9 protein-coding genes are annotated in these 13,066 nt (G+C 44.5%); all 9 read left to right on the top strand.

The window, feature by feature from the left end; all coding sequences use genetic code 11:
- Positions 1-69 precede the first annotated feature (69 nt).
- Positions 70-261 carry a hypothetical protein gene (locus FXV78_RS17750; protein WP_009244523.1) on the top strand — a complete coding sequence of 64 codons (192 nt, stop codon included), beginning with the start codon at positions 70-72 and terminating at the stop codon, positions 259-261.
- Complete coding sequence (gene recO / locus FXV78_RS00690) at positions 203-943, top strand: DNA repair protein RecO (RefSeq protein ID WP_009244522.1); 741 nt, start codon at positions 203-205, stop codon at positions 941-943. Before FXV78_RS17750 ends, recO begins: the two co-directional genes overlap by 59 nt.
- 107 nt (positions 944-1,050) lie before the next feature.
- Positions 1,051-2,442 carry a glycine--tRNA ligase gene (locus FXV78_RS00685; protein WP_004844415.1) on the top strand — a complete coding sequence of 464 codons (1,392 nt, stop codon included), beginning with the start codon at positions 1,051-1,053 and terminating at the stop codon, positions 2,440-2,442.
- A 285-nt stretch (positions 2,443-2,727) separates the two neighbouring features.
- Positions 2,728-4,512 carry an adenine deaminase gene (locus FXV78_RS00680; RefSeq protein ID WP_004844414.1) on the top strand — a complete coding sequence of 595 codons (1,785 nt, stop codon included), beginning with the start codon at positions 2,728-2,730 and terminating at the stop codon, positions 4,510-4,512.
- Positions 4,513-4,531: 19 nt separating this feature from the next.
- Positions 4,532-6,268, top strand: coding sequence for an adenine deaminase (gene ade, locus FXV78_RS00675; RefSeq protein WP_004844413.1), 1,737 nt, complete (start codon positions 4,532-4,534; stop codon positions 6,266-6,268).
- A 29-nt stretch (positions 6,269-6,297) separates the two neighbouring features.
- Positions 6,298-7,863, top strand: a complete 1,566-nt coding sequence (locus tag FXV78_RS00670) for a hypothetical protein (RefSeq protein ID WP_004844412.1) — start codon at positions 6,298-6,300, stop codon at positions 7,861-7,863.
- A 77-nt stretch (positions 7,864-7,940) separates the two neighbouring features.
- A complete protein-coding gene (locus FXV78_RS00665) occupies positions 7,941-9,308 on the top strand; it encodes an aminopeptidase (protein ID WP_004844410.1) in 1,368 nt (455 codons plus the stop codon).
- Between the two features lie 319 nt (positions 9,309-9,627).
- Positions 9,628-12,261, top strand: coding sequence for a pyruvate, phosphate dikinase (gene ppdK, locus FXV78_RS00660; protein ID WP_004844409.1), 2,634 nt, complete (start codon positions 9,628-9,630; stop codon positions 12,259-12,261).
- 101 nt (positions 12,262-12,362) lie between these two features.
- Positions 12,363-12,989 (top strand): peptidylprolyl isomerase, encoded by a 627-nt coding sequence (locus tag FXV78_RS00655; protein ID WP_004844408.1) that lies wholly within the window; start codon positions 12,363-12,365, stop codon positions 12,987-12,989.
- Positions 12,990-13,066: the final 77 nt, after the last annotated feature.

The following is a 13,066-nucleotide window of genomic DNA, read 5'->3' as shown; positions in this document are numbered from 1 at the left end:
AGAGAATCGGACACCCTAATTGTATACTCAACAAGGAACAGATGAGAAAGCAATTAAAGAGGTGAACCGATGAAAGAAGAATACTGGGAACAGTTTATGACAACAGGACGCATTGCAGATTATCTTTCTTACAAAGCAGAAAGTGGCAGCAGCGAGAGTCGCTGTTTGGAAGAACAGAAGGAACAGGCAGGAGTTAGATCAGGTGAATCAGATTGTTTTGACAGGGATGGTGCTTTCAACGGCACCGGTTGGAGAGTATGACAGACGGGTTGTGATACTGACAAAGGAACAGGGAAAGATTTCTGCATTTGCCAGAGGGGCGAGAAGACCAAACAGTCCGCTGGTAGGTGCAGTCAATCCGTTTTCTTTCGGGGAGTTTACGATGTATGAGGGGCGTTCCTCTCATACGATCCAGTCTGTGAAGATCACAAATTATTTTTCGGAGCTTCGGGAAGATATGATCGGTGCTTATTACGGGTTTTATTTTCTGGAGTTTGCGAATTATTATACAAAAGAGCAGAATGATGAACGGGAGATGTTAAAGCTTTTGTATCAGACCATGAAAGCACTGACCAGCCCGCATATTCCGAATCTGCTGATCCGCCGCATTTTTGAACTCAAAGCGTTCTGTATCAATGGAGAGGGACCTCAGGTCTTTCAGTGTGTCCGGTGTCAGAAAAAAGACGGACAGATGGTGTTCAGTGCCAGAGAAGGCGGACTGGTCTGTACAGATTGTGCCAGGAATATTTCAGACGGGATTTCGTTGGACAATTCCACGCTTTATACGATGCAGTACATAGAGATCAGTACGATCGAGAAGCTGTATACATTTACAGTCAGCAGGGAAGTACTGGAAAAGCTGTCCGGGATCATGGAACGATATTGTCTGCTTTATGTGGAAAAAAGGTTCAAGTCCCTGGAGATTCTTGAGACATTGGTGTAGCAAATCGAGTGAAAATGGCAGGGAATCCAGGAATGGCTTGAAAAAACGGGATGAAGCCGTTATAATAGTTACCAGTTGATGAAAAAGAATGTGAGGAACAAAGAATTATGGTAGAAAAGACAATGGATAAAATTGTAGCTCTGGCAAAATCAAGAGGTTTTGTTTACCCGGGGTCTGAAATTTACGGGGGGCTTGCAAATACATGGGATTATGGAAATCTCGGAGTAGAACTGAAGAACAACGTGAAAAAAGCGTGGTGGAAAAAATTCGTACAGGAAAGTCCGTACAATGTAGGTGTGGACTGCGCGATCCTGATGAATCCACAGACATGGATCGCATCCGGACATCTGGGCGGATTCAGCGATCCGTTGATGGATTGTAAAGAATGTAATGAAAGATTCCGTGCAGATAAGCTGATCGAAGATTACGCACAGGAGAATGGAATCGAACTGGAAGGAAGCGTGGATGCATGGAGCAAGGAGCAGATGTCTGCTTATATTGAAGAGCATGATATCAAATGTCCTTCCTGTGGAAAACACAACTTTACAGAGATCCGTGAGTTCAACCTGATGTTCAAGACATTTCAGGGTGTTACAGAGGACGCAAAGAATGTCGTATATTTAAGACCTGAGACAGCACAGGGAATCTTTGTAAACTTTAAGAATGTACAGCGTACATCAAGAAAGAAGATTCCATTTGGGATTGCGCAGATCGGAAAATCTTTCCGTAATGAGATCACACCGGGTAACTTTACATTCCGTACAAGAGAGTTTGAGCAGATGGAGCTGGAGTTCTTCTGTGAACCTGGTACAGATCTGGAATGGTTTAACTACTGGAAGAGCTTCTGCCTGAACTGGCTGAGTTCTCTGGGACTCAAGGACGACGAAGTCCGTTATCGTGACCATGATGCAGAAGAATTGTCATTCTACAGCAAAGCGACTACTGACGTGGAATTTTTGTTCCCGTTCGGATGGGGAGAGCTGTGGGGAATCGCTGACAGAACAGACTACGATCTGACACAGCATCAGGAAGTATCCAAACAGGATCTTACTTATTTTGATGATGAGAAGAAAGAAAAATATATCCCATACGTGATCGAGCCGTCTCTTGGTGCAGACCGTATGGTACTGGCATTCCTTTGCAGCGCATACGACGAGGAAGAACTGGAAGGCGGAGATACACGTACGGTTCTGCATTTCCATCCGGCACTGGCTCCTGTCAAGATTGGTGTGCTTCCGCTGTCTAAAAAGCTCAATGAAGGCGCTGAGAAGGTGTTTGCAGAACTGAGCAAGACTTACAACTGCGAATTTGATGACAGAGGAAATATCGGAAAACGCTATCGCCGTCAGGATGAGATCGGTACACCGTTCTGTGTAACTTATGATTTCGATTCAGAAGAAGATGGTGCAGTGACTGTTCGTGACAGAGATACAATGGAACAGGAACGTGTAAAAATTGAAGATCTGAAAGCATACTTTGAGAAAAAGTTTGAGTTTTAGTATGAGGCTGCCGCACATGTTGTGCGGCAGTTTTTTTGGCAGAAGTACTTCTCCAGCTACTCTGGCAAAAAAAAAATATATATAAGATGTGCTTCTTAATAATGATAGGAAATATTCATAACAGCTTATATTTTCATTTTGAAAACAATGTGCTATGATGAACATATGTTGAAGACAACAGAATATTGAAAATTCTTCAAGATACATTTGCAGGACGGGAAACCTGTTTAGCCTCTGGCCGGTGTATCTTTTTTGTTACTCAAAACAACAGGAGGATTTAAAAGAATGGAAAGAACAACAGTAGAAAATCTGAAGGAACTGATTCGTGCAGGACGTGCAAAGACACCTGCAACAAAAGTGATCATGGGAGGAACTCTGGTCAATGTTATGTCTGAGGAGATCTATCCGGCAGATATCGCAGTTTACAAAGACACGATTGTAGCAGTGGGAGATGTGAAAGAGTATATCGGGGAAGAGACAGAAGTGATCGATGCAAAGGGCAGATATCTGGTGCCGGGTATGATTGATGGTCATATTCACAGTGAGTGCAGCAAGCTGAGCATTACAAGCTATGCAAAAGCAGTTGTGCCAAGAGGGACTACAAGCATGATTTCCGGTCTGGACGAATATATTTCCGTATCAGGTCTGGAAGGACTGCAGGAAGTACAAAAGGAGGTACAGGCGAGTCCTCTGAAAGTGTTCTGGGGAGCACCGTATAAGACACCATATACAATTCCTCAGTCTACTGTAGCATTTAACTTTACAAAAGAGGTACATGAAGAGGTACAGAAATGGCCGCAGTGTTACGGAGTATGGGAGACAGTAAGAGAGTTTATCCAGGAAGAGGATGAAAACACACTGGGAGCAATCGCAGAAGCATTCAAGAACCGTCTGCCGGTATTTGGATGTGCACCGATGGCAAGAGGCAATGATCTGAACGGATACCTGTGTGCAGGAGTGCGCCTGGATCATGAAAGCTACGACCACGAGGAAGTTGTAGAGAAGATGAGAAAAGGAATGCACATGCTGATCCGCGAGTCTTCCGTAACACATTTCCTGGCAGAGAATATCAGAGCAGTGACAGAGGTAAATCCGGCATTTGCAAGAAGAGTCAGCTTCTGTACAGATGATGTGACAGCAAGTGATGTTCTGGAAAAAGGACATCTGGACAATGTGGTACGTCTGGCGATCCAGGCAGGAGTCAAACCGATGACTGCGATCCAGATGGCAACGATCAACAGTGCGGAAGCATACCGCATTGATCACATGGTAGGATCCATCTGCCCGGGAAGAATTGCGGATATCCTGTTTGTAGACGATCTGGAAGCATTTGGAATCAAAGAAGTCATGACAAACGGAAAGATGGTGGCAAAAGACCATAAGCTTACGTATGATCTGAAAGCACCGGAGAGAAGCTCTGTGTTAAAAGGCGAGTTAAAATGTAAACTGACAACAAAAGAAGATTTTGAATACAAGACATCTGTTCAGAACGGAGAAGCAAAAGTACTTTCCATGGATGTAAAAGGACCGTTTGTGAGAAAGAGAAAAGATGTTGTTTTAAAAGTTGAAAACGGAATCGTACTTCCGGATGTGGAGCAGGACGTGGCAATGGTATCTGTTCTGGAGAGATTTGGAAGAAACGGAAATAAATCACTTGCATTTTGTTCCGGATGGAAATTAAAGAAAGGTGCCATGGCATCTTCTGCAGCACCGGATGACAACAATCTGGTCGTGATGGGAGTCAGCGCAGAGGATATGTCGATCGCAGCCAACTATCTGATTGAGCAGGGCGGCGGTCAGGTTGTTGTGGCCGACGGAGAAATTTTGGAATTCCTTCCTCTTCCAGTCGGAGGAATTGTCAGTGATGAAGAACCAGAGGTCATTGCCGCACAGGAGAAGAAGATCGATCAGGCAGCGAGAATGTTAGGATCTGATCTGCCGGATCCAATGATGTACATGTTCTTTTTGCCAATCACGGCAATCCCGGATTACGCGATCACGGATGTAGGACCGGTTGACTATCTTGCACTCACAACATTTGATCCGGTTTTGGAAGTAAACGAAAAATAAATCCAAGGAGGACATTGGTATGAAGAAAGAAGAATTAAAAAAACTGATCGACACAGCAGCGGGAAGAATCCCAGCAGACACGGTGATCAAGAACTGTCAGGTAGTGAATGTTTTTTCCGGAAAGATCCAGAAGGGCGATATCGCTCTTTGCGGAGATAAAATCGCAGGAATCGGAGAGTATCAGGGTGTGAAAGAAATTGATGCGCAGGGAAGATATGCGGTTCCGGGATTTATTGACAGCCATATTCATATTGAATCTGCCTATGTCAGCCCGGAAGAGCTTGGAAGACTGTTAGTACCTCATGGAGCTGCCACGATCATCGCAGATCCTCACGAGATCGTCAATGTCTGCGGGATCAGAGGACTCGATTATATGATGGAGGCGGCAAAAGGAACAGCACTTGATATCAAATATATGCTGCCATCCTGTGTGCCTGCAACTCCGTTTGAACACGCAGGAGCAGAGATCAATGCGCCGGAGATGGAAGAGCCGATTCAAAGAGAGGGCATTCTTGGACTTGGAGAATTTATGAATTTCCCGGGAGTTATTCAGGCAGATGAGAGTGTACTGGACAAGTTGATGACTGCAAAAGAGGAAGGGAAACTGATCGATGGTCACGGACCTGGAATTGATGGAAAGGATCTGAATGCATATTCTGCAGCAGGTATTCTGGCAGACCACGAGTGTTCTACGGTGGAGGAGATGGAAGCGCGTCTGGAACGTGGTATGTATATTCTGCTCAGACAGGGATCTGCCTGCCATAATTTGAGACCGCTGTTAAAAGGAGTGACACCGGAGAACAGCAGAAGATGTCTGCTCTGTTCAGACGACAGACAGCCAAAGACGATCTTAAAAGACGGACATCTGGACAATCACTTGAAGATCTGTGTGGAAGAAGGGCTGGACGCAGTGACAGCAATCCGGATGGCAACATTGAATGCGGCGGAATGCTTCCGGCTTCATGACAGAGGTGCGATCGCACCGGGATACCGTGCCGATGTCGTGCTTCTGGATGACTTGAAAGACTTCCGGGTGGAGAAGGTATGGATCGCAGGAGAGCTGACTGCAGATAACGGAAAGTATCTGCCGGAGGTTGCACCATACGATATTTCTTCTGTGAAAGGAAGCGTGATCGTAAAAGATTTTTCAGCAGAAAAGTTTAAAATGCATTTGACAAGTGATGAAGTGAATGTGATCGAGATTCTTCCGGGAGGAGTTGTGACGAAAAAGGCAGCAGCGCACATTCAGTTGGATGAAAACGGTGAATTTGTAAGAAATCCCAAAGAAGATCTTGTAAAAGTAGCGGTTGTAGAACGGCATCAGGGAACCGGCAATGTAGCTTGCGGATTCTTAAAAGGATATGGAATCAAAGAGGGTGCTGTGGCACTGTCTGTTGCGCATGATTCTCACAATATTATCGTGGTCGGAGTCAATGACGAAGAGATGGAATTTGCAGTAAACAGCCTGATTGCGCAGGAAGGCGGGATTGTCCTTGTAAAAGAAGGAAAGGTGATCGAACAGATGCCGATGCCGATCGCAGGACTGATGAGCGATCAAAGCGGCGAGTGGGTAGATGAAAAGCTTACAAGTATTCATGAAAAAGCATATACAGAGCTTGGCATCTGTGGAGATGTGGAACCGGTGATGACATTATGTTTTATGTCCCTGGCAGTGATTCCGGAGATCAAACTGACAGATATGGGCTTGTTCGATGTCACAACGTTTTCATTTATTCCGGTAGAAATCTCCAGATAGAGAAACAAAGAAGATAAAGGAATGGGAAAATGGGAAAACAAAAGACATTAGTGCCGTGGTTTCAGCGCGGTGACATTGGTGGAATGACATATTCCATCACCAATAATATTGTAAATTACCTGATCGTGATTGCAACACTTTCGGGAGTACTGGAGTGGCCGGACAAAATTGTATACGGGTATGTGATCCCGGGAATGTCTATCGGACTGCTCTGTAGTGGAGTTTACTATGCTTATATGGGAAGAAGATTATCCAAAAAAGAAGGTCGTGCGGATGTTACGGCACTTCCTTCCGGAGTTTCCACACCGGCAATGTTTGTGATGCTATACGGCGTGATCATGCCGCTTCATTATGCATTGAATGATGCAGAACTTGCATGGTCAGCTGCTGTGGCAGCCTGCTTTATCGGCGGAGCAGTCGAGTTTTTGGGTGGATTTATCGGATCATGGATGAAGAAAAAACTGCCGAGAGCAGCGCTCCTTGGAACTGTGGCGGGAATCGGATTTATCTGGATGGCAACACAGGGTGTGTTTGATGTATTCGGCGATCCGCTGATCGGACTTCCGATTTTGTTTGTGGCAATGGTCGGTATTTTTGGAGGCTATTTATTTCCAAAGCAGATTCCTCCGCTTGTCGTTGCGATTGTAGGTGGGATCATTTATGCATTCTGCCTGGGAAGAACAACCGTAGATTTCAGCGGAATCGGTTTCTATATTCCGAATCCTGTTAACGGAATCCAGCATCTGATCAATGGTGTGGCAGTTGTTGCTCCTTATCTGACGATCGTGATTCCGGTGGAAATCTACAATTTTATCGAGACCATGGACAATGTAGAGGCGGCAAATGCAGCGGGAGATAATTACAGTGTCAGAGAAACACAGTTTGCGGACGGAATCTGTACGATGCTTTCCGCAATTTGCGGAGGTGTCGTGCCAAATACAGTATGGCTTGGACATGCAGGCCTGAAAAAAGCCAAAGCAGGTGTTGGATATGCACTGGTGTCAGGTCTGGTACTGGGAGCGGCAGGAATCTTCGGTCTGTTTACGTTCTTAAGCAACATGGTTCCGCCGGCAGTATGTGCAGTGACATTTTTATGGTGTGCGATCGTCATGGTTGCACAGGCTTTTAAAGACTGTGACAAAAAGCATTATGCGGCAGTTGGAATCGCGATGGTTCCGCCGGTTGCTGATTATCTGTATACACAGATCACAGGAAGTGTGGGACTGGCAGGGTATATGACAGAGGTAATGCCGTCAGGACTGGCAGAATACAATGCAGAAGTAACGCAGATGATCAAGGATGCGGGGGTTATGTGGAACGGAGTACCTGCGGTGAAATCAGGCGCAATCATCATTGGAATTCTGTTAGGAACAATGACAGTGTTCATTATTGACAAGCAGCTTCATAAAGTGGCAATCACGGCAGTAGTAGGCTATGTGCTTGCGTGTTTTGGATTTATTCACAGTGCAGGACTTGGATTCAATCCTGCTTCACCGTTTGCAATTGGATATCTGATCGTGGCGGTACTGGCTATCATCCTTCATCAGGGACGGAAATCCTGGTTTGAGGGACCGGATGATTTTGATTATGTATAAAGCAGGCAGTCTCTTGTATTTCGGAACAGGAAATAGTATACTAGGGAAAAAGACAACAGAAAGGAATCAAAACAGCTATGGAAAAAACATTATGGCAGATATATGATGATGCACAGCTTGCAGAGCTTGATACTCTGACAGCAGATTACAAAAAATTTCTGGATGCAGGAAAAACAGAGAGAGAATGTGTGACAGAAGTGATCCGCATTGCAGAAAAAGAAGGTTATGTAGACTTAAATAAGAAGGATACACTGCAGGCAGGAGATAAAGTATATATGGATTGGATGGGGAAATCCATCGTGTTATTCCAGATTGGAGAGGATTCTCTGGAAAAAGGAATGAACATTCTTGGAGCACATGTTGACTCTCCTCGTTTGGATCTCAAACAGAATCCATTATATGAAGAAAGTGGATTCGCATACTTTGATACACACTATTATGGCGGAATCAAAAAATATCAGTGGGTGACACTTCCGCTTGCAATTCACGGAGTTGTAGTGAAAAAAGATGGAACAAAGGTCAATGTTGTGATTGGTGAAAAAGAAGAAGATCCGGTATTTGCAATTACAGATCTTCTGCCACATCTCGGATCTAAGCAGATGGAGAAAACAGCAGCCACAGTGATCGAAGGAGAGGCTCTGGATATCCTGGTTGGAAGTGCTCCGCTTTGCGGCGAAGAAAAAGATGCAGTTGCAGCGAATGTTCTGAAATTGTTAAAAGAGACATATAGTATGGAAAAAGAAGATCTCATGTCTGCAGAGCTGGAGATTGTTCCGGCAGGAAAAGCACGTGACTGCGGTCTGGATAAGAGTATGGTGATCGGATACGGTCAGGATGACAGAGTCTGCGCATTCACTTCCCTGATGGCAATGCTGCACACAGAGAATAAGAAAAGAACATCCTGCTGCATCCTGGTGGATAAAGAAGAGATCGGAAGCGTTGGAGCAACTGGAATGCAGTCCCGCTTCTTTGAAAATGCAGTTGCAGAGATTCTGGACAAGTGCGGAGAGTTTTCTGAATTAAAACTTCGCCGTGCGATGGCAAATTCTACAATGATCTCATCAGACGTAGGAGCTGCATTTGATCCGATGCACGCAGACGTTTATGACAAGAGATCCAATCCGTTCTTTGGAAAAGGTATGGTGCTCAACAAACACACAGGTGCCAGAGGAAAAGGTGGTTCCAATGATGCGAATGCAGAATACATCGCAAAATTGAGACATGTATTTGATGAAAATAAGGTTGCGTTCCAGCTGACAGAGATGGGCAAGATTGATGCCGGCGGCGGCGGAACGATCGCTTATATTCTTGCAAACTTCGGAATGGAAGTGATCGACGGCGGTGTTGCAGTGCTGAGCATGCACTCCCCTTGGGAAGTTTCAAGCAAGGCAGATGTATATGAAGCTTACCGCGGATACTGTGCATTCTTAAAAGATATGAAATAAGATATAAAAAGGGAGATGTTCGTGTGGGACATCTCCCTTTTGTAGTGGCACGAAAGAAACATGTGTTCCTGATAGAGTGGCATGAATGAAGTTTACTGGTATTATGCAAAGTGTATAAAAATGAGGTGGGAATTTCAATATTTACCCTTGTAAATGCTGAAAAATGAAAGCTGGAATGATAAAAGTAACTAAAAAACAGATGTAAAAATTGTACATAATTATGTACAAAAGTCTTGACGTATTTCGGCAAAACCATTAAAATATTATATGCGACTTAGTGCAAATTTATTTGAAAAAAATTATAGGAGGTCGTTGAAAAATGGCAACAAAATGGGTGTATATGTTCACCGAAGGTAACGCAACAATGAGAAACCTTCTCGGTGGAAAAGGCGCAAACCTTGCAGAAATGACAAGTCTGGGACTCCCGGTACCACAGGGATTCACAGTTACAACAGAAGCTTGTACACAGTATTACGAAGATGGCAGAAAGATCAATGATGAGATTATGGCGCAGATCATGGATGCAATCGTAAAACTGGAAGAAATCACAGGAAAGAAATTCGGAGATAAAGAAAATCCGCTGCTCGTTTCCGTACGTTCCGGAGCAAGAGCTTCTATGCCTGGTATGATGGATACAATCCTCAACCTTGGATTAAACGAAGAAGTTGTTGAGACTCTGGCAGAGGCATCTGGAAATGCACGCTGGGCTTGGGACTGCTACAGAAGATTCATTCAGATGTATTCTGACGTAGTTATGGAAGTAGGTAAAAAATACTTCGAAGAGCTCATCGACAAGATGAAAGAAGAAAAAGGTGTAAGCCTTGACGTTGAACTGACAGCAGAAGACTTAAAGACTTTAGCAGGACAGTTCAAAGCTGAATATAAAGAAAAAATCGGTACAGATTTCCCTTCAGACGCAAAAGAGCAGTTGATGGGAGCTGTAAAAGCTGTATTCCGTTCATGGGACAACCCAAGAGCGAATGTATACCGTCGTGACAACGATATCCCATATTCATGGGGAACAGCTGTTAACGTACAGATGATGGCATTCGGTAACATGGGAGATGACTGTGGAACAGGTGTTGCATTTACAAGAGACCCTGCTACAGGAGAGAACGGACTCTTTGGAGAGTTCCTGACAAACGCACAGGGAGAAGACGTTGTTGCCGGAGTTCGTACTCCAATGCACATTTCCGAAATGGAACAGAAATTCCCGGAAGCATTTGCTCAGTTTAAAGAAGTATGCAATACTCTGGAGAAACACTACAGAGATATGCAGGATATGGAGTTTACTGTAGAACATGGTAAACTGTATATGCTTCAGACACGTAATGGTAAGAGAACAGCACAGGCTGCTTTAAAGATCGCTTGTGACCTTGTTGATGAGGGAATGAGAACAGAAGAAGAAGCTGTTGCTATGATCGATCCTAGAAACCTTGACACTCTGCTTCACCCACAGTTTGATGCTGCTGCATTAAAAGCTGCAACACCAATGGCAAAAGCACTCGGAGCATCTCCAGGAGCTGCTTGCGGTAAAGTTGTATTCACAGCAGATGACGCTGTAGAGTGGGCTGCAAGAGGAGAAAAAGTAATCCTTGTTCGTCTGGAGACATCTCCGGAAGACATCACAGGTATGAAATCTGCTCAGGGTATCCTGACAGTACGTGGTGGTATGACATCTCACGCTGCCGTTGTTGCACGTGGAATGGGTACATGCTGTGTATCTGGATGTGGAGACATCGTGATGGACGAAGCAAACAAGAAATTCACATTAAACGGAAAAGAATACCACGAAGGAGATGCAATTTCTCTGGACGGATCTACAGGAAATATCTATGACGGAATCATCCCTACAGTTGATGCTACAATCGCTGGAGAATTCGGAAGAATCATGGGATGGGCTGATAAATACAGAACAATGAAAGTTCGTACAAATGCAGATACACCTGCAGATGCTAAGAAAGCTCGCGAACTGGGAGCAGAAGGTATCGGACTTTGCCGTACAGAGCATATGTTCTTCGAAGGAAACAGAATTGATGCATTCCGTGAGATGATCTGTTCTGAGACTGTAGAAGAAAGAGAAGCAGCACTTGAGAAGATCCTTCCGGAACAGCAGGGAGACTTCGAAGCACTGTATGAGGCACTGGAAGGAAATCCGGTTACTATCCGTTTCCTTGATCCACCGCTTCATGAGTTCGTTCCTACAGAGGAAGAGGACATCAAGAAACTGGCTGACGCTCAGGGCAAAACTGTTGAGCAGATCAAAGCAATCATCGATGGACTTCATGAGTTCAACCCAATGATGGGACACCGTGGATGCCGTCTGGCAGTTACATATCCGGAGATTGCTAAGATGCAGACAAAAGCTGTAATCCGTGCAGCTATCAATGTACAGAAAGCGCATCCGGACTGGACAGTAAAACCAGAGATTATGATTCCATTGGTTGGAGAGATCAAAGAGCTTAAATACGTGAAGAAATTCGTAGTTGAGACAGCTGACGCTGAGATCGCTGCTGCAGGAAGTGACCTGAAATACGAAGTTGGTACAATGATCGAGATCCCAAGAGCTGCTCTTACAGCTGATGAGATCGCGAAAGAAGCTGACTTCTTCTGCTTCGGTACAAACGACCTGACACAGATGACATTCGGATTCTCTCGTGATGATGCAGGAAAATTCCTGGATGCTTACTATGATGCTAAGATCTTTGAAAACGATCCATTTGCAAAACTGGATCAGACAGGTGTTGGTAAACTCATGGATATGGCAATCGCATTAGGAAAACCGGTAAATCCAAACCTGCACGTAGGAATCTGTGGAGAGCACGGTGGAGATCCAAGCTCTGTTGAATTCTGCAACAAACTTGGTCTTGATTATGTATCCTGCTCACCATTCCGTGTGCCGATCGCTCGCCTTGCTGCTGCACAGGCTGCTATCGCAGAAAAGAATGCATAATTCTTTATCACACTGTTGAGAATAAAATATGTAATATAAAAGGGGGTTCTGTTCGGTATATGCCGGGCGGAACCTCTTTTGTCTGAAAGGATTATGGAAGGATGAAAAGAAAAATAGGAATTGCGGCGGCAATCATTCTGGCTTTATTTGTCGTAACGGGATGCCAGAAACAGGAAGCGACTCCAAAGAAATCAGAACAGAAGAAAACAGAAGCTTCTGAAGAACTTTTAAGCGGAACACACCACGCAGAAATCCAGGTCAAAGATTATGGAACGATTACAGTGGAATTAGATGCGGATACAGCACCGATCACTGTAACCAATTTTGTGAATCTTGCAAAAGACGGATTCTATGACAATCTTACATTTCACAGGATCATGGACGGGTTTATGATTCAGGGAGGTGATCCGAATGGCGACGGAACAGGAGGAGCGGATCAGACGATCAAAGGAGAATTTTCCAGCAATGGAGTAGAGAATGAAATCTCTCATACAAGAGGAACGATTTCTATGGCCAGAGCGCAGGATCCGGACAGCGCAAGTTCACAGTTTTTTATTGTTCAGGAGGACAGTGACTATTTGGATGGGAATTATGCAGCGTTTGGGCATGTGACAAGCGGCATGGAGATCGTGGATCAGATTTGCAAGGATGTTCCCGTAGAAGATGATAATGGAACAGTCAAGGCTGAAAATCAACCGGTCATCGAGAAAATCACGATAACAGATTAAAGTCGGCAGAGCCTTTGACAGAGTAAAATCTGAAAAGCAAATCATATATTGACATATGAAGAATTTAGTGTTACTCT

It is taken from the genome of Mediterraneibacter gnavus ATCC 29149 (genome assembly GCF_008121495.1).
Taxonomy (GTDB): domain Bacteria; phylum Bacillota; class Clostridia; order Lachnospirales; family Lachnospiraceae; genus Mediterraneibacter; species Mediterraneibacter gnavus.
The sequence above is the reverse complement of the archived record's forward strand: the minus strand, read 5'-3'. Positions and strand labels throughout refer to the sequence as shown.